18 protein-coding genes and 1 riboswitch are annotated in these 16,539 nt (G+C 58.9%); of the genes, 11 read left to right on the top strand and 7 right to left on the bottom strand.

The genetic code is table 11. The features are described from left to right. From BM320_RS00970 to BM320_RS00955, 4 genes are all read right to left on the bottom strand, one after another. Entirely contained in the window at positions 1 to 1,200 is a 1,200-nt protein-coding gene (locus BM320_RS00970) for a sirohydrochlorin chelatase (protein ID WP_090195264.1), read from the bottom strand. Beyond that, positions 1,197 to 1,412, bottom strand: coding sequence for a DUF6732 family protein (locus BM320_RS00965; RefSeq protein ID WP_090195261.1), 216 nt, complete (start codon positions 1,410 to 1,412; stop codon positions 1,197 to 1,199). Before BM320_RS00965 ends, BM320_RS00970 begins: the two co-directional genes overlap by 4 nt. Positions 1,413 to 1,614: 202 nt before the next feature. After that, positions 1,615 to 2,835, bottom strand: coding sequence for a glycosyltransferase family protein (locus BM320_RS00960; protein WP_090195258.1), 1,221 nt, complete (start codon positions 2,833 to 2,835; stop codon positions 1,615 to 1,617). Then, positions 2,828 to 3,628, bottom strand: coding sequence for an HAD-IIB family hydrolase (locus BM320_RS00955; protein ID WP_090195255.1), 801 nt, complete (start codon positions 3,626 to 3,628; stop codon positions 2,828 to 2,830). The genes BM320_RS00960 and BM320_RS00955 overlap by 8 nt, the downstream gene beginning before the upstream one ends. Before the next feature lie 169 nt (positions 3,629 to 3,797). On the opposite strand from BM320_RS00955, the gene BM320_RS00950 reads away from it, so the two are divergent. Then, the gene (locus tag BM320_RS00950; RefSeq protein ID WP_090195252.1) at positions 3,798 to 4,772 is read left to right on the top strand and encodes a glutathione S-transferase family protein; all 975 of its coding nucleotides are present in this window, start codon (positions 3,798 to 3,800) and stop codon (positions 4,770 to 4,772) included. Here BM320_RS00950 and BM320_RS00945 read toward each other — a convergent pair. Beyond that, on the bottom strand, positions 4,747 to 5,127 hold the full coding sequence (locus BM320_RS00945) for a response regulator (protein ID WP_090195249.1): 381 nt from the start codon (positions 5,125 to 5,127) through the stop codon (positions 4,747 to 4,749). The two genes, BM320_RS00950 and BM320_RS00945, sit on opposite strands and share 26 nt — an antisense overlap. A 203-nt stretch (positions 5,128 to 5,330) precedes the next feature. Here BM320_RS00945 and BM320_RS00940 point away from each other — a divergent pair, with 203 nt between their 5' ends. From BM320_RS00940 to BM320_RS00910, 7 genes are all read left to right on the top strand, one after another. Then, a complete protein-coding gene (locus tag BM320_RS00940) occupies positions 5,331 to 5,705 on the top strand; it encodes a DUF1636 family protein (RefSeq protein WP_090195247.1) in 375 nt (124 codons plus the stop codon). Next, positions 5,702 to 6,634: a threonine-phosphate decarboxylase gene (locus BM320_RS00935; RefSeq protein WP_090195244.1), complete on the top strand. Its 933-nt coding sequence runs from the start codon at positions 5,702 to 5,704 to the stop codon at positions 6,632 to 6,634. Before BM320_RS00940 ends, BM320_RS00935 begins: the two co-directional genes overlap by 4 nt. Continuing rightward, positions 6,631 to 7,527, top strand: a complete 897-nt coding sequence (gene cbiB / locus BM320_RS00930) for an adenosylcobinamide-phosphate synthase CbiB (RefSeq protein ID WP_090195241.1) — start codon at positions 6,631 to 6,633, stop codon at positions 7,525 to 7,527. The genes BM320_RS00935 and cbiB overlap by 4 nt, the downstream gene beginning before the upstream one ends. Positions 7,528 to 7,577: 50 nt before the next feature. Then, a complete protein-coding gene (locus BM320_RS00925; protein WP_090195238.1) occupies positions 7,578 to 7,943 on the top strand; it encodes a hypothetical protein in 366 nt (121 codons plus the stop codon). Continuing rightward, entirely contained in the window at positions 7,936 to 8,520 is a 585-nt protein-coding gene (locus BM320_RS00920; protein ID WP_090195233.1) for a DedA family protein, read from the top strand. Before BM320_RS00925 ends, BM320_RS00920 begins: the two co-directional genes overlap by 8 nt. 62 nt (positions 8,521 to 8,582) lie before the next feature. Beyond that, positions 8,583 to 9,746 carry a lytic murein transglycosylase gene (locus tag BM320_RS00915; RefSeq protein ID WP_090195231.1) on the top strand — a complete coding sequence of 388 codons (1,164 nt, stop codon included), beginning with the start codon at positions 8,583 to 8,585 and terminating at the stop codon, positions 9,744 to 9,746. A gap of 9 nt (positions 9,747 to 9,755) precedes the next feature. Then, positions 9,756 to 10,919 carry a dipeptidase gene (locus BM320_RS00910; RefSeq protein ID WP_090195228.1) on the top strand — a complete coding sequence of 388 codons (1,164 nt, stop codon included), beginning with the start codon at positions 9,756 to 9,758 and terminating at the stop codon, positions 10,917 to 10,919. A gap of 52 nt (positions 10,920 to 10,971) precedes the next feature. Here the strand turns inward: BM320_RS00910 and smc are convergent, their stop codons facing one another. Next, entirely contained in the window at positions 10,972 to 14,427 is a 3,456-nt protein-coding gene (gene smc / locus BM320_RS00905; protein WP_090200205.1) for a chromosome segregation protein SMC, read from the bottom strand. A 198-nt stretch (positions 14,428 to 14,625) separates the two neighbouring features. After that, positions 14,626 to 14,845: riboswitch (cobalamin riboswitch) on the top strand. Between the two features lie 33 nt (positions 14,846 to 14,878). Here smc and BM320_RS00900 point away from each other — a divergent pair. Genes BM320_RS00900 through BM320_RS00890 form a run of 3 tightly spaced genes read left to right on the top strand, consistent with a single transcriptional unit; the run spans position 14,879 to position 16,185 of the window. Beyond that, complete coding sequence (locus tag BM320_RS00900) at positions 14,879 to 15,043, top strand: CbtB domain-containing protein (RefSeq protein WP_090195224.1); 165 nt, start codon at positions 14,879 to 14,881, stop codon at positions 15,041 to 15,043. A gap of 3 nt (positions 15,044 to 15,046) precedes the next feature. Next, a complete protein-coding gene (locus BM320_RS00895; RefSeq protein WP_090195221.1) occupies positions 15,047 to 15,736 on the top strand; it encodes a CbtA family protein in 690 nt (229 codons plus the stop codon). Further along, the gene (locus BM320_RS00890) at positions 15,736 to 16,185 is read left to right on the top strand and encodes a hypothetical protein (RefSeq protein ID WP_090195218.1); all 450 of its coding nucleotides are present in this window, start codon (positions 15,736 to 15,738) and stop codon (positions 16,183 to 16,185) included. The genes BM320_RS00895 and BM320_RS00890 overlap by 1 nt, the downstream gene beginning before the upstream one ends. A 4-nt stretch (positions 16,186 to 16,189) precedes the next feature. Here BM320_RS00890 and BM320_RS00885 read toward each other — a convergent pair whose 3' ends face one another. After that, positions 16,190 to 16,489 carry a DUF1636 family protein gene (locus BM320_RS00885; protein WP_165614964.1) on the bottom strand — a complete coding sequence of 100 codons (300 nt, stop codon included), beginning with the start codon at positions 16,487 to 16,489 and terminating at the stop codon, positions 16,190 to 16,192. Positions 16,490 to 16,539 lie beyond the last annotated feature (50 nt).

Below are 16,539 nucleotides of genomic sequence, written 5' to 3'. Positions count from 1 at the left end.
TCAGGATTTCGCCTGCGATTTGCGCGCGCTTTCGGGGCCATGCGGGTGATCGGCATGTGGATAGACTGCGTGATGGTGATGGTGGTGGTCATGATCATGGTGGTGATCATGATGGTGGTGGTGATCATGCGCGGCCTCAAGCCGGCACATACCCGTACAAAACGCATCACACATCTGACAATCGGCCACATTTGAACCCGGCGCATTGGCACCTTGGCCCTCAACATGGTGGTGGTGGCTTTCTTGGACCGCGCCGACTTCGGCCTCGAATCCCAGCACTTGGGTCCGGTATTTGCACAAAACACAGGTCGCAGGCGGCACCGCGCCAAAGGCGGGGTGGCTGCGGTCAGCGGCAGAAATATGGTGATGCCCGCCGTCTTCAAGCGCAAGCACCTGAGACCGATAGCCGCAAATGCCGCAGTTGGGCGGTGGGCTGTCGGCGGTTTGTTCCAAGATCCGTTCGGCAAATGTTTCCAACACCTTGGGGTGATCGCCCAGATAACCGGCTTTGACGAATTGGATGTCGGGGTTTGTGGCGGCAACCTGATCGGTGAACCCGTAAATCCGGTCGATCAGAATCCCCGAAAACAAGAAATAGGGGAACACAATGACGCGTTTATAGGGCAGCATGGCAACATGCGTCAGGCAAGGTTCGACCAGCGGGAATGTGACGCCGGAATAACCGACCTCGCACCAGCCAAATCCCATGCCTTCTTGGAGCAGGCGCGCGACTTTGGACACGTTGCCGTTGGCATCGGGATCAGACGCGCCGCGTCCGATCACAACCAGACAAGTTTCGGTCAAAGGCAGCGCGCCGTGATCCGCATTTGCCTGATCGACGGCTTCCTGAATGCGGCCGGCGGCAGCGGCGATCATTTTGGGATCAACACCCAATTCACGGCCATAGCTGACATTGATGCCATGTTTGGCCGCATAAGTGTTCAGCACGGTCGGGATGTCATTTTTCGCGTGCATCGCTGCAAAAAGCATCCCCGGCACGGCCAGAATGCGTTCGCAACCCGCTTCGCGCAACCGGTCAAGCCCGTCGCGGATCACAGGGTTCGCAAATTCGAGATAGCCGTAATCGGTCAGCCAGTCATCTGGCAGATATGCAGGCAGTTTTTCGGCCAAAGTCGCAAATTCATCAACCGCGGACTGACTGCGCGACCCGTGGCCGCAGATCATGACACCGGTTTTCATGCGGGTTCGCCTTCGGGTCCTTCTTCGGTCTCGTCGATGGCTTCTTTTTCTTTCTTGCCCTTTGCAGCACCCCAAAGTGCCGCCAAGCCAGCCAGCCCAATCGCAATCCCTGCGGCCCAATGATCATGGCCTGCGGCCTCGGCCCAATGGCCCGGATGCGCCGCCGCAGCGGAGCCGGTCATGGTTAAGATTGACGTTATGAATAGGCGCATCTGATCTCTCCGTTATGGGTTCATGACCAGAGGTCCCGCAAATCGCAGGATGTGACGACGTGGTGCCTTGGTCCCCGTTTTGGGTCAACCGCCGCACCTCCAACCGTTCTGGCCCTGAAGGGGCTTCGTCTGGGACGACGTATAAGGCGCGCGCGACATCAGGGCAAACAGATAAGCGGCACTTGGGCGCCCGCACGCGGCGTCAGGCGAATTCAGCCGTATCCGCGGCAACCGCATCTTGCATGTCGCGCAGAAAATCCGGATCGGCCGCATGCACACGGTTCCATGTCGGTATAAACGGCGTTTCATGCGGATTTTCGAGGAAAAACTGCCCCGCGCGCATGATATTTTCGGCAAATAGTTCGATGGACCGCTCTTCCGCATGGCGGTCAATCGTCAGCCCGTTCATCTGCGCGTCGTTGTAATATGCCTCGAGCAGATCAAGCGCGCTGCGGTAATAAGTCGCTTTGAGCGTGCGGAAAACATTGGCGGTAAACACCGTGCCATCCGCCGCGAGCTTACGGAAAATCGCCTTGCAGATATCGACCGACATGCGGTTCAGCCCTGCGGCGGCATCTTCGGGGCTCAGCTCTTGGTGTTTGTGGTCATAGGCATCGGCAATTTCGACCTGACAGACGGCCTTGGGCGCAAGGTTGCGCCAGGCTTCGGACAACACGCCGATTTCCAAGCCCCAATCCGACGGGATACGGAGATCAGGTAAGATATTGGTTCGCATCGCAAACTCGCCGGACAGCGGATAGCGGAAACTGCGCAAGTAGTCGATATAATCGCGATCCCCGATCACCCGCTTGAGTGCGATCAAAAGCGGGCTGACCAGCAGGCGCGTCACCCGCCCGTTCAGTTTATCATTGCCGATGCGGGCATAATATCCTTTGGCGACCTGATAGGGGAACGTTGGATTGGCCACCGGGTAAACCAGCCGCGCCAGCATATCGTTGGTATAGGTCAGAATATCGCAATCATGGATCGCCATCACCGCGCTATCCTGACAGCCAATCAGATACCCAAGCGAGGACCAGACGTTTTTGCCTTTGCCCTGCTCGCTTGGCGCGAGGCCCAGATCGGCCAGACGTGTTTCAAGCGCTTTCATCCGCGGGCTGTCGTTCCAGATCACCACGTGGTTCTGGTTCAACCCTTCAAAGAACTGCTTGGCATGGCGAAATTCGTCTTCGGTCGCGCGATCAAGCCCGATGATAATGCGGTGCAGATATGTGACCTTGGACAGCTCTGCCAGAATGTTGGGCATCGCATCGGTCGCAAGTTCGGAATAGAGGCAGGGCAAGATCAGCGACATCTTGCGGGTTTGCGCAAAGGTTTCAAGCGCATAGGTCATATCGGCGTGGGACCGCGTGCGCAGGTTGTGCAGTGTCGCGATATTGCCGTTTTGATGAAAATCAACCATGCGTGGGATCTCTTTCTTGGTCTAGGTCTAGCTGTTTGAGGATCGCAAGCACCGCCATGTTCCAGCCTTCGGGGCCGGGGTGCTGCGTGCGAATGATTTGGTTGCCTCGCTCACCGGATAGCGGGGGCAGTGGTGCGCGCGACGGGTTGGCGACAATCACACCAAAATCAGCGGCGGTCAGCATTTCCGCATCATTGGGCGCATCGCCCAGCGCAAGTGTATAGCGTGGTTTCAATTGGCTGATGACCTGCGCCATGCCGTCGGCCTTGGTTGCGCCAAAAGACAGGGTCAAAAACCGGCCGCCTTCGCGTGCGGATACACCTTGCGCGGCAAGTGCCGTGATAAATGCAGCGCGGGTTTGCGCATCACCCGACCAAAGCCCCGGCTCTGAATAGGCGCGCGATTTTGCGTTCGCAGCATCGCCCAACGACAGCCCCGTAATCTGCGCCACACGCGCGGCATCCATATCGCCAAAACCTTCGAATGGGGCGCGCAGATCGCGGGGCAGCCGATCCAATTGCAGCCGCAGCCGCGCATAGTCATCCGCCGCATCCGGTCGCGCGTCCAGCAGGCCGGCACCGTTTTCAACAATGGCCGGAAGGCCGGAAATCCCCAGTTCTTTCTGAATTTTTGCGATTTCGACGGCGGTCTTGCTGCTTGAAAGGATCAGAGGCGCGCCAATCCGGCGCAGCGCAGACAAAGCCGGTCTTGCTGCCGACCATGAATAGGTATCATGATCCAACAATGTTCCGTCAAGGTCACTAAAAACGACCAGTGAAGTAGCTGCCTTCATAGGCACAGCTTTGCCCTAGTCGGGACCGGATGCAACCCCGCGCCCGCGTTTATTTTGCAAGTGCAGCATTTTGACCTGTGCAGCGACGCAGGGGCGTTGCGCGCAGCACAGGATAGGTTTGTGAGCAGGATTCGATTACCACCATGGCAAACAACGAATAGGTGACAATATGGGCCAGTTGGTCAACGGCGTATGGCAAGACACGGGGTATGATACCAAGGCAACAGGTGGCGCATTTGTGCGATCGACCACAGCGTTTCGCAACTGGATCACGCCAGACGGCAGCGCAGGCCCATCGGGGGACGCAGGGTTCGCAGCCCAAAGCGGGCGCTATCATCTTTATGTGTCCTATGCCTGCCCTTGGGCGCATCGCACTTTGATTTTTCGGGCATTGAAGGGGCTGCAAGACCATATCGGCGTTTCGGTCGTACATCCGGATATGCTTGATAATGGCTGGACATTCGACCGCGATTTCGACGGGGCAACCGGCGACAGCCTGTATGATCTGCCCTTTGCGCGTGATATCTACCTTAAGGCGGATCCGGCAATTTCGGGGCGCGTCACGGTGCCCATTTTGTGGGACAAGCAGCGCGAAACGATTGTCTCGAACGAATCCGAAGAAATCATTCGCATGTTCAACAGCGCCTTTGATGCGATCACAGGCAACAGCGATGATTACTGGCCGCGCGCATTGCGCGACGGAATCGAAACGGTGAATGCGCGCATCTACAGCACGGTGAACAACGGCGTCTACAAAGCCGGATTTGCCAGCACCCAAGCCGCCTATGACGCGGCAATTGCCCCGTTATTTGAAACGCTTGATTGGCTTGAACAGCGGCTATCCGAAAACCGCTATCTGATGGGTGACCAGCTGACCGAGGCAGATTGGCGGCTTTGGACCACGTTGATCCGTTTTGATATGGTCTATCACCAGCATTTCAAATGTAACCGCAAACGGATCGCCGATTATCCAAACCTGATGGGCTTCACCCGCGCGCTATACCAATATGGCGATGTGGCGGAGACGGTCCGCATGGATCACATCACACGGCATTATTACCGCAGCCAGACTTGGGTAAACCCCACAGGCATCGTCCCGATTGGTCCGGAAATCGATTTTACTGCGCCGCACGGTCGGGGCTAGGCTGGCCATAATATTCAACAATCGCGGCCAGATCATTGGGCGCGGTTGTGCTTTCGATAAAGGCGCGGGCGTTGGGGCTATGGTTAAAGATGGACCCGTCCGAAAAGAATGTGGTGTTGGTCACAAACACCACATTTGCGCGCGGCTGGCGGTAATTTGCAACATCAGCCACAGCCAGCGCGCTGCCTTCACGCAAAACCAGATCCAGAACAATTACGTCAAATTCCTGCTCAGCCAGCGCTGCAATTGCCGCGTCACTTGTCTGGACCAGCGTTACATGCGCGCAAAGCCGCTCCAAATGCTGTTTCCACAACATGCCAAGGTTTTCATTGCTTTGCGCAATAAGGACGTGCATTTGAACTCCATTCATGGACCTAAATCGTTACAGCGCACTGGTTACGAATTGTTAACCGCGCCTGACGAGAAGTCGCCGGAAATCCCTAACGAAAGGTTAACACTTCTTAACGACCTATACCAAAAGACAGGCAATTTCGCAAAACCTTGTGCAACGCGCGAAATTCCGCTTGAAGTACGCGCAACAATCAACGGACCCTTTGTATGACAACCTGGATCACAATCTGCGACACCTGCAAGCGCGAAGGCTGGGAATCCGGCCCGATGGCCCACACCGATGGCGAGGCGCTGGCGACATTGATCGAAGCGACCGCAACGGGGCTTTCGCAGGTCAAAACCCGCCGCGTGTCCTGTCTGATGGGTTGCAAGAAAGGCTGCAACATCGCGATCCAGTCAAATGGCAAGCTGAACTATACATTGGGTGATTTCGAGCCCACCGAAGAAGCCGCGTCAGGGATCGTTGCCTACGCGCTTGCCCATAGCACGAGCCAGACGGGTCAAGTGCCTTATCGCGACTGGCCGCAATCGATCAAAGGGCATTTTGTGACCCGCCACCCGCCACTGCCGGAGGAAGAATGACCCAAAAACGCGACCATGGCGGCGGCATAGACGCTGCAATCGCGACCTATGGCGGGGTGCGCGCCGACTGGCTGGACCTGTCGACAGGGATCAACCCCCTGCCATATCCGCTACCCCAGTTGCCCGCTGATGCCTGGACTGCCCTGCCGGATCAGGCCGCGTTTGCACGGCTTAATGCGTTGGCGCGCAGCTATTGGCGCGTTCCGAAAGAGGCAGCTATCATTGGGGCGACGGGCGCATCGGCGATCATTGCGGCGCTGCCGCGCTGCGTATCGGGCACCAATGTGCATATCCCCGGCCCCACCTATAACGAACATGGCGCGGCATTTCAGGCCGCTGGCTGGGGCATGACCGCCCCGCATGACGCGATGGTCGCGGTGCATCCCAATAATCCCGATGGCTATGAATGGGTCGCGCAGGATTTGAACGCCCCCATCACGATCATCGACGAAAGTTTTGGCGATGTTGCCCCCGAAAAATCGCTGATCCACCTCGCTGACCGTCCCGGCGCGGTGGTGCTCAAAAGCTTTGGCAAGTTTTGGGGGCTGGCCGGGCTGCGGCTTGGCTTTGCGATTGGTGATCCTGCTATTATTGCAAGGCTCACTGATATCTTGGGCCCTTGGCAAGTATCCGGCCCTGCCCTGACCATCGGTGCAGAGGCCCTGTCCGATCCCGCATGGGCCGATGAAACCCGCGCACGGCTGGCAGTTGATGCGGCACGGCTTGACCAGCTTATGCAAGGACACGGGGCGGCGGTCGTGGGCGGGACCTCGCTTTTTCGCCTGTATAAGGTCACGGATGCCAAAGCCGCGCAGCACCAGTTTGCGCAGCATAAAATATGGTCGCGCACCTTCCCCTATGCGCCCGACTGGCTGCGCCTTGGACTGCCTGCACCTGACCGCTGGGCACAATTGGAAGCCGCGTTTTGATCCTTGTTTGCGGCATGCTTTTGGACGCCATTTTCGGCGAACCACGTGCGATCTGGTCACGCATCCCGCATCCGGCGATCTTGATGGGGCGGATTGTAGGTTGGTGTGATAATGCCCTTAACCATGGCGACAACCGGCGCGCCAAAGGCGCCGCCGTTGTTGCGGTGCTTTGTGGCGGGGCCTTGGCAATTGGGTTTGCGCTGCAAGCAATCCCTACGGCGATCATCGACGTATTGATTATCGCCGTACTTCTGGCGCAAAAATCGCTGGTGCAACATGTGCGCGCCGTAGCGGATGCGCTGCGCCTTTCGGTGGGTGACGGGCGCATGGCGGTTGCAATGATCGTCGGGCGCGATACAGCCCAAATGGACCAAAGCGCCATTGCGCGCTCCGCGATCGAAAGCGCCGCTGAAAACCTGTCTGACGGGGTGATTGCGCCTGCCTTCTGGTTCATGATTGGCGGATTGCCTGGACTGTTGATCTACAAGATCACCAATACCGCCGATAGCATGATCGGCTACCGCACGCCGCGTCATGCGGAATTTGGCTGGGCCGCTGCCCGTTTTGATGACCTGCTGAACCTGATCCCCGCGCGGATAACCGCCCTGTTGATCTGGGCTGTCACATCGCGTGCCAACCCGCAGCCAATCCTGCAAGAGGCCCCGCGTCACCGGTCCCCAAATGCGGGCTGGCCAGAGGCCGCGATGGCGCACGGGCTGGGGATCGCGCTTAGCGGGCCGCGCAGCTATGAAGGGCAGATGCAGGATTTCCCCTATGTAAACGGTGACGGCACACGCGCGCTGTCAGCGGTCCATATCGACCGCGCTGTTCAAACGCTTTGGAAAACTTGGGCACTGGCGTTAATATGCGCGGCAATTGCGACACTCATCTAACGCCGTAGGGTGGATCTTGATCCACCTTACGTTCATCAGGACAAACCTAAATGCCCAAGCGCAAGCACAAGATTTCAGAACACCACAAACGGCAGTTGCGGTTAATTCTGCGCGGGCTGGTCATTGTTGCTGTTGCAGGCATCTTGATCTTCGGGGTCCGCGCGGCCAATTCATCGCGCGCATGGGTGAATGCGCCCCCCGAAGACATCGCCGGATGGATGACCCCGCGCTATGTCGCAATGTCCCAGCATGTGCCGCCGCACGTCGTTGAAGACGTGATCGCATATGATCGCGGCGACCAGCGCCACAAGATAACACTCGAAGACATCGCGCTTGCGCAAGACATCGATATCGCCACCCTGATTGCGCGGCTTGAAACTGCGGTCACTGCCTTCAAGGATAGCCAGCGTGATTGATTTCTTCTTTGGGCTCGTCGCAACTTGGGGGCTCTTTGTGATTGCGGCATCTGCCTATTTTTCCTGCCTCGCCGTGCCGGTGCCGACCTTTGCGGTAATGCTTGCGGGTGGGGGCTTTGCCGCGGCTGGCGATCTGGTTTTATGGCAGGTTCTGGCAGTCGCCTATGTTGCCGCACTTTGTGGCGATCAGACGGGATTCCAATTGGGGCGGCTTGGCGGTCGCTGGCTTGACGCGCGGCTCGTAACACGCCCAAATCGGGCCGCGCTGTTTGCGCGCGCCCAAACTGTCGTTGACCGCTGGGGCAGCATCGGGGTGTTCTTTAGCACTTGGGCCGCGGCGCCGCTTGGCCCTTGGGTGAATTTCGCAGCAGGTGCCGCGCGGTTGCACCCGCTTCGGTTCTTTGTCTGGGACGCGCTGGGCGAGGCAATCTGGGTAACCGGCTATGTAATGCTCGGCTATTATTTCGCGGCCAACCTTGACGCATTGACCATATTGGTCAGCGACTGGGCATGGCTTCTCACAGCGCTCAGCCTTGTGATCGCGGCAGGTTTCTTCTTACTGCGCCAATCCAGATAAGGATAACAATTGCACCTTTGGCGCGCGCTGTTACGCTGCGCGCAACACATAGGAGAACCATTATGCGCCTTGCCCTTGCCCTGTCCCTTATGGCCAGCACCGCCACCGCCCAGACCTGCGGTGGCGATGTCACCCGTTTTATCGCGGACGTTAAAGCCGAAGCCGTCGCAAACGGCATCACCCAAGCCAACGCGGACAGTTTTTTCCAAGGCGCACAGATCGAACAATCCGTACTGAACGCGGACAGATCCCAAGGCGTTTTCCAAAAGGATTTCATCAGCTTTTCACGCGCGCTGATTTCACAAAACCGGATCGATAACGGGCGCATCTATGGTCAGCGCTATGACAGCACGTTTGACGCCATCGAATCCCGTTTCGGCATCCCGCGCGGTGTGCTTCTTGCATTCTGGGCGTTTGAAACCGATTACGGTCAGGTGCAGGGCAATTTCAACACCCGCAACGCGCTGCTGACATTGGCGCATGACTGCCGCCGCCCCGAATTGTTCCGCCCGCAACTGCTGGCCGCGCTTGAACTATTCCAGCGTGGCGATATGGACCCGGCCAATACCACCGGCGCTTGGGCCGGCGAAATCGGGCAAGTACAAATGCTGCCACTAGATATCATTGAACGCGGCATGGACGGCGATGGCGACGGGCATGTGACCCTGAAAACATCGGCGCCAGATGCGCTGATGTCTGGGGCGAATGTGCTGTCGTCGCTTGGCTGGCACGCAAATGAACCGTGGCTGCAAGAGATCAACGTGCCCGATAACCTTGATTGGTCGCAAACCGGACTGGACCATAAATTCCGCGTCAGCGACTGGGCCGCCGCCGGTATCACCGCCCGCGAAGGATCGCTTGGCCCGTCAAACCTGCAAGCCTCTGTGCTGCTGCCGATGGGGCGCAACGGGCCTGCTTTCCTCGCCTATCCGAATTTTGACGTCTATTTTGAATGGAACAAAAGCTTTGTCTATGTGACCACGGCCGCCTATTTCGCGACACGCCTTTCCGGCGCATCGGTCTATGACGCGGGCAACCCGTCAGAGCCGCTGACAGGGCCGCAAATGCAACAATTGCAGCAAAAACTGACAGCGCGCGGCCATGACGTTGGCGGTATTGACGGTATTTTGGGCGCCATGACCCGCAACGCTGTGCAGGCCGAACAGCAGCGGCTTGGCATGCCAGCCGATGCCTGGCCAACGCTTGATCTGTTGAACCAGCTGTAAGGGGCCCCGATGCGCCGTTTTTTCAATTTCCTCGCGCTACTGTTTATCATAGGCGTGGGGGCGTTCCTTACACTTGGCCCCGGCTATGTTGAAAAAGGGCGCAATGCGGTCGCGGATCACGCGCCCTATCCGGTCAGTGAGCGCGCGCAATCGTTGCATGACAGCTTGATCATCGGCGATTGGCACGCGGATACGCTGCTTTGGAAACGCAGCCTTTTGGACCGCGCGGATCGAGGTCAGGTCGACCTGCCCCGCCTGATCGAAGGCAACGTCGCGATCCAGATGTTCACCGCCGTCACCAAAAGCCCTGCGGGGCAGAACTACCACGAAAACAGCAGCGACGCTTTTGACAACATCACCCCGCTTGTGATCGGTCAGCTTTGGCCGTCGCGCACTTGGAACAGCCTGCTCGAACGCGCGCTGTATCAGGCCGATCGCCTGCACCGCTATGCGGATGCATCCAACGGCCAATTGCGCGTGATCAAAACCCGTGCTGATCTTGATCAACTGCTGGCAGATCGGGCCGCTGGGCAACAGGTTGTCGGCGGGCTATTGGGGATCGAGGGCGCGCATCCGCTAATGGGCGATATCGCCAATCTTGATAAGATCGAGGCTGCGGGTCACCGCATGATAGCCTTGCAGCACTTCTTTGATAATGCGCTGGGCGGATCACTGCACGGGACAGGCGATCACGGGTTGACCGATTTCGGGCGCGCAGTTGTCGCCGAGGTCGCAGCACGCAACCTTGTGCTTGATCTGGCGCATTCATCGCCGCAGGTCGCGCGCGATGTGCTGGCAATGACAGATATGCCGCTGGTGGTTAGCCATACAGGCATTCATTCCGTCTGCGCCGTTGAACGCAATTTCACCGATGATCTAATGCAAGACATCGCCGCGACTGGCGGTGTGATTGCCATCGGCTACTGGGCGGATGTGACCTGCGACGATAGCCCCGCAGGGGTGGCGGCATCAATCAAAGCAGCAATCGCGCTTTTGGGCGAAGATCACGTGTCGCTGGGGTCGGATTTTGACGGATCGGTCGCAACGGCCTTTGATACATCCGAACTTGCCGCACTAACCCAAGCCCTGATCGATGCAGGGCTCAGTGACGATCAAATCGGCAAAGTCATGGGCGGCAATATGGTGCGGGTGCTGCGCGAACGACTACCCTAGGCTGACGGGATGGCGGGTGGGGCGCATTGCGCAGCAACAGCGTCGCGCGCCATCACGCCACCATCGCTGCCGCCTTCTTCAGATCAACCGACACCAGCTGCGACACACCCTGTTCCCCCATCGTGACACCAAATAGCCGGTCCATCCGGCTCATGGTGACGGCGTGGTGGGTGATAATCAGGAACCGCGTGTCAGTGCGGCGGCACATCTCGTCCAGCAGATCACAAAAACGGGTCACGTTGGCATCGTCCAGCGGCGCGTCGACCTCGTCGAGCACACAGATCGGCGCAGGGTTCGCCAAGAACACCGCAAAGATCAACGCCAGCGCAGTCAGGGTCTGTTCACCCCCCGATAGCAACGACAATGTGCTCAGCTTCTTACCCGGTGGCTGGCACATGATCTCAAGCCCGGCTTCAAGCGGGTCATCGGATTCCACCAGCACCAGTTTTGCCTCACCACCGCCAAACAGATGCGTGAACAACAGGCCGAAATTATCGTTTACCTGTTCAAACGCGGTCAGCAGCCGTTCGCGGCCTTCTTTGTTCAGGCTTGCGATCCCCGTGCGCAGCGCCGCAATCGCGGCCTCTAGATCGGCCTTTTCAGACACCAGCCCGTCATGCTCGACCTGCACTTCCTGCGCGTCCTCTTCAGCACGCAGGTTCACCGCACCCAGACTATCGCGCTGACGTTTAAGCGCATTCACCTGTGCCTCGACCGCATCAGAATCTGGCATGTCTTCGACCGTCATTTCCAGCGATTCGAGCAGCTTTTGCGGGGTGACCTCTTGCGCTTCCATGATCCGCTCTGACGCATAGGCGACCGTTTCACGGGCTGCATCTGCGCGGGCCTCGGAACGGGCGCGCGCCTCACGGGCCTCTGATGCCAGCCGCTCTGCGTCGCGTTCTTGGTGTCCTGCCTCGCGCAGGGCGCTATCAGCCGCAACCAGCTTGTCCGCAGCGGCCTTGCGGCGCAGTTCAGCCGCGTCAATCGCATCGGCCAGTTCGGACCGCTTTGCCGCGATTTCTTCGGGGGCTGTTGTGGCCTCGGCCAGTTCGGTTTCTGACGCCAGTTTGCGCGCAGCCAGTTCCGCGCTGTGTTTATTGGCAGTCTCAAGCCGGTATTTCCAGCCGCTCACATCCTTGGTGATATGCTGTGACCGTTTCAGGCGCGCTTCACCTTCACGGCGGACCTCATCATGGGCAGAGCGGTGCGACATCATCGTGATCCGCGCCGCCTCGACGGTCATTTTCACATCTTCCACGGCCCCGCGCGCTTCGTCGAGATTGCCCAAAGCCGCCGCTGCCGCTTCGGCCTCTGCCAGCGATTTGCGGGCACGCATTGCTTCTTCTTCGTGCCGCGCGAGCGCAAGCCCAAGGCTTTCTTGTTTGCCTTGGCTCAGGTTGCGGTCGGCTTCGGCACGGCTGGCGGCGCGGTTGGCATCGGCGACCATTCGGTCTGCATCACGGCGCGCGGAACGGGCGGCTTGGTCGGCTTCGGTCTGCTCTTGCAGCAATTTTGTCAGCACGTCATGCGCTTGCGCCGCGCCGATCGCAGTGCCTGATGCCTCTTCTAGATCCCGCTTGAGATCAGTCAGCCGGTTCAGCTGTTGCAAACGCAGCGCCGCTGCCGATGGCGCGTCTTCGGCACCTGCGCGGAACCCGTCCCAGCGCCATAAATCTCCTTCCACCGAAACAAGCCGCTGCCCCGGTTTCAAATCTGCCTGCAAACGCGGGCCATCGGCGGCATCCACCAGCCCGACCTGCGCCATACGGCGCGCAAGCACCTCTGGCACGGTCACGAAATTGGTCAGCGCCTTCACGCCATCGGGCAATGTCTGCGGCACGGAATATCCAGGCAAAAGCGCCCAGCCCGATTTCGCATCCGCCCCAACGGCAGGCGCGCGCAGGTCATCGGCCAATGCCGCGCCCAGCGCCTTTTCATAGCCGTTTTGCACCTGCAAAAGGTCAAGCACATGGCCACCCTCGGCGGTGTCACGTTCAACCAGCTTGGCAAGCGCCGCCACCTCGGCGCGTAACGCATTGGCCTCGCCTTCGGCGGCGGAACGCATGGCGCGTGCTTCGCTTTCGCGGGTTTGCGTGGCGGCGCGGGCGGCTTCGGCGTTTGTCAGGGCAGTATCCGCGGCTTCGGCGGCCACAACTGCCGCTTTTTCGGCCTCACCTGCGGCGGCAAAATCGGCCTCGGCCTTGGCCAGCGCTTGCGCGGCGTCTTGCATCGCGGATTTGGCGCGGGCGGCTTCGGCCTCGTTGCGTTCCATCGTGGTGCGGTTATCCGCGACAAGGCGTTGCGCAGATTGATGACGGGCAGCCAGCCGCGCGACATCTTCGGTCAGCTGCGACAGATCGGATTCGCGCTTTTCCAGAATGCGCGCAGCTTCGCTCGCGGCGGCCTGCGCCTCTTGCAGGCGGGCGTCATGGCCCTCGCCCGCTTTGGCAATTTCGCGCGCTTCCCATTCCAGCCGTTCAATGGTTTCGCCCGCGTCCTTGTTCAGCCCCGCCTCGCGTTCCATATCGCGGGTCAACTGGTCAATCCGGCCGCGCAGGGTTTCGATCAGCTCGAGCGCGCGGTTTTCTTGATCCTTGAGCGTATCGCGCTGCACCTGCAAGCGCTGCAACACGGCCGCGGCAATGGTTTCTTCTTCACGCAAGGGGGGCAATGCATCCTCGCAGATGCTGCGCGCCTTGGCGGCGGCACGGGCGGCTTTTTCGGCTTGGGCGGCCTGCGTGGTGCGTTCGCGCAGATGATCCGCGGCGGCAAGCATTGCCTCGTCGGCCTCTTTCCAGCGGCGGAACAGCAGCATGCCTTCGGCGCGCCGAAGCTGATCGCCTATTTCGCGGTAGCGAGCGGCTTGCCGTGCTTGGCGCGCCAATTGCCCCAGTTGCGCGGCCAATTGTTCAATCACGTCATCCACACGGGTCAGGTTGGTTTCGGCACCCCTGAGCTTCAGTTCCGCCTCATGGCGGCGCTGATACAGGCCCGAAATCCCTGCGGCCTCTTCCAGAATGCGGCGGCGGGCCTTGGGTTTGGCGTTGATCAGTTCCGAAATCATGCCTTGGCGCACCAGCGCGGGCGAATGCGCGCCTGTCGATGCATCGGCGAACAACATCTGCACATCGCGCGCGCGCACATCTTTTGCGCCCACCTTATAGGCGGATCCCGCATCGCGGGTGATCCGGCGCACGACCTCAAGCTGGTCGGCATCATTAAACGACGCGGGCGCAAGCCGCTCACCATTGTCGATAACCAATGATACTTCGGCAAAATTGCGCGCCGGCCGCGAAGAGGCCCCCGCAAAAATCACGTCTTCCATACCGGCGCCGCGCATGGATTTCGCGCGGTTTTCGCCCATGACCCAGCGCAAGGCCTCTAGCAGGTTGGATTTGCCACAGCCGTTCGGCCCCACAACACCCGTCAAACCATCCGCGATGATCAGATCGGTGGGGTCTACAAAGCTTTTAAAGCCATTCAGACGCAGTTTGCTAAAGCGCAAGGGGCTGTCCTCGTGATTCTTTTGTCCCAAAACCATGAGCGGCGCGCCCGCAAGCTGTCAACGGCGCAGACGCAGGATATGCGGCGATGACGGCAGTTATCCACAAGATATTGCGTTTGCACTGCACCGCAATTCCACAATGGCCGCGCAATACCTGCCAAATGTCGCATTCTGCCTTGACGCAGACCACCTGCACAGCGCACAAACAACAGGCACGGTTCCCCTTGTGATGCCAAGCATCTGGGGATGAAATGGGAATGTGGAAAGGCCGATCCGAACCGGAGGCCCGATGCCACAGCCGCCCCCGCGACTGTATGCGGTGAGTGCCTTGTTGTTCACGCCACTGGGGAAACCTGGGAAGGCAAGCAAGGTACCGCGACCCGCAAGCCAGGAGACCAGCCATGCAAGAACTGGACAAACCCGTCGGGTGTGACGGGAAAAGGAGCAAGATATGACGACTTTGGTAAAATCACGCGTTTCAACTAACGTACTTTCAATCCTCGCAGCGGCGTTCATTGGGATTGGCATAATCACTGTCGCAGGGCATGTGCAGGCAGCAACCCTGCATGACGCGGCGCATGATGTGCGTCACGCAACCGGCTTTCCCTGCCACTAATCCATGTTTCAAAAAGTTGTAACCAGCGCGTTGATCGCTGGGTTTGGCGCGGGGCTGATTGCCGCCTTGCTCCAATTTGCATTTGTGCAGCCTATTTTGCTGCATGCCGAATTATTTGAAACTGGTGCGCTGACCCATTTCGGCAATGGGCAAACACAGGCACATGTCGCCACCGAAATTGCAGCCGACCTTACCCGTGACGGGCTGAGCGTTATCTTTTCGGCCCTGACCTATTGCGGGTACGCATTGATTTTGATGTCACTTGCCGCGCTCGCCCAAGAACGCGGACATGCGTTTTCTGCGCGTACGGGGCTCATTTGGGGTATTTGCGGGTTCATTGCAGCGCAATTGGCCCCGTCGTTTGGGCTAGCACCGGAATTACCAGGAATGAGCGCGGGTGAATTGGAAGCCCGTCAAATCTGGTGGTATGCGACCGTGATCCTTACCGGTGCTGGGATTTGGATGATCGCGTTCGGGCGCAACTGGACAATGTGGGGGATCGCAATCGCATTGCTGGCCGCACCACATGTCATCGGCGCACCTTCAGCTGACGTTCTGACGGGGCCAGCACCACCAGAGCTAGCGGCTGAATTTGCGTCGCGGGCGCTTACCGTTGGCCTCGTCGCATGGTGCTGTCTCGGGCTGTTTCTTGGGGCGCTTTGGACAAACCAAGACAAAGCGGGGGCGGCGTGATGCGCCCGCTACTTCTTTTTGTTATTGGCCTATTCTTTGGCGTCGGCGGTGGATTCTTGGCCGCTGGCGGTTTGCCTGCTGCCCCACATAGCCACGGGGCGCATGATCACACCGCGCACGATCATAGCAATCTGCGGGAGTGGGATGGCCCTGCGCCGGACCTAAATCTTGCGTTCACACGCGCGCCAGATGATCAGGGCGTGAACCTTCATGTTGTTAGCACGGACTTTTCTTGGGCTCCCCAAGATGTGGACACCCCATCAAATCCGGGAAGCGGCCATGCACATATCTACATCAACGGCGAAAAAATCATGCGGGCATACGGTCCTTGGACCCACCTCCCGCATGTCGCGCCGGGCGATATCGTTAACGTCACGCTAAGTACAAATGATCACGAGACATGGGCAGTAGGTGGCGAGGCGATTCAGGCCCAAATCACTATCCCATGAAACATCAAGCAGGCACGCGTCCCGTCAGGCAAAACCTGACCCGACCGGCGGGGCGCACGTCTGTGATCCATCCATCCGGTGCCGCGTCATAAAGGGCTGTGAATGCAACAAGATCATCAACATCCGCACGCCCCAATCCGGAAAACAGATAGGTGGCTTTGTCATCCGCCTGAATGGATAGCCCGATAGGTTTCGAACAGACCGAAAAACACGTATGCAACCGCACGTCCCAATCCGAAAGCACAGCACGCATATCTTCTGCGAATGCCCGACCTGGCCCCTCACAGGTATCACAAATTGTCATCCGCTTGTTCATTCGCCATACTTAGCAAGCGCCAAAAGAAACGGAAACAC

Source organism: Yoonia tamlensis, from assembly GCF_900115105.1.
Taxonomy (GTDB): domain Bacteria; phylum Pseudomonadota; class Alphaproteobacteria; order Rhodobacterales; family Rhodobacteraceae; genus Yoonia; species Yoonia tamlensis.
This window is presented reverse-complemented; position numbering and strand designations above follow the sequence as displayed.

What these genes read in the sequence shown, in the direction of transcription:
- BM320_RS00965 (WP_090195261.1), bottom strand. Translation starts at nt 1,412, where the DNA reads ATGCGCCTATTCATAACGTCAATCTTAACCATGACCGGCTCCGCTGCG.
- BM320_RS00935 (WP_090195244.1), top strand. Translation starts at nt 5,702, where the DNA reads ATGACCCAAAAACGCGACCATGGCGGCGGCATAGACGCTGCAATCGCG.
- BM320_RS00890 (WP_090195218.1), top strand. Translation starts at nt 15,736, where the DNA reads ATGCGCCCGCTACTTCTTTTTGTTATTGGCCTATTCTTTGGCGTCGGC.
- BM320_RS00950 (WP_090195252.1), top strand. Translation starts at nt 3,798, where the DNA reads ATGGGCCAGTTGGTCAACGGCGTATGGCAAGACACGGGGTATGATACC.
- BM320_RS00940 (WP_090195247.1), top strand. Translation starts at nt 5,331, where the DNA reads ATGACAACCTGGATCACAATCTGCGACACCTGCAAGCGCGAAGGCTGG.
- BM320_RS00960 (WP_090195258.1), bottom strand. Translation starts at nt 2,835, where the DNA reads ATGGTTGATTTTCATCAAAACGGCAATATCGCGACACTGCACAACCTG.
- BM320_RS00900 (WP_090195224.1), top strand. Translation starts at nt 14,879, where the DNA reads ATGACGACTTTGGTAAAATCACGCGTTTCAACTAACGTACTTTCAATC.
- BM320_RS00945 (WP_090195249.1), bottom strand. Translation starts at nt 5,127, where the DNA reads ATGCACGTCCTTATTGCGCAAAGCAATGAAAACCTTGGCATGTTGTGG.
- BM320_RS00910 (WP_090195228.1), top strand. Translation starts at nt 9,756, where the DNA reads ATGCGCCGTTTTTTCAATTTCCTCGCGCTACTGTTTATCATAGGCGTG.
- BM320_RS00955 (WP_090195255.1), bottom strand. Translation starts at nt 3,628, where the DNA reads ATGAAGGCAGCTACTTCACTGGTCGTTTTTAGTGACCTTGACGGAACA.
- BM320_RS00970 (WP_090195264.1), bottom strand. Translation starts at nt 1,200, where the DNA reads ATGAAAACCGGTGTCATGATCTGCGGCCACGGGTCGCGCAGTCAGTCC.
- BM320_RS00915 (WP_090195231.1), top strand. Translation starts at nt 8,583, where the DNA reads ATGCGCCTTGCCCTTGCCCTGTCCCTTATGGCCAGCACCGCCACCGCC.
- BM320_RS00895 (WP_090195221.1), top strand. Translation starts at nt 15,047, where the DNA reads ATGTTTCAAAAAGTTGTAACCAGCGCGTTGATCGCTGGGTTTGGCGCG.
- BM320_RS00925 (WP_090195238.1), top strand. Translation starts at nt 7,578, where the DNA reads ATGCCCAAGCGCAAGCACAAGATTTCAGAACACCACAAACGGCAGTTG.
- BM320_RS00885 (WP_165614964.1), bottom strand. Translation starts at nt 16,489, where the DNA reads ATGACAATTTGTGATACCTGTGAGGGGCCAGGTCGGGCATTCGCAGAA.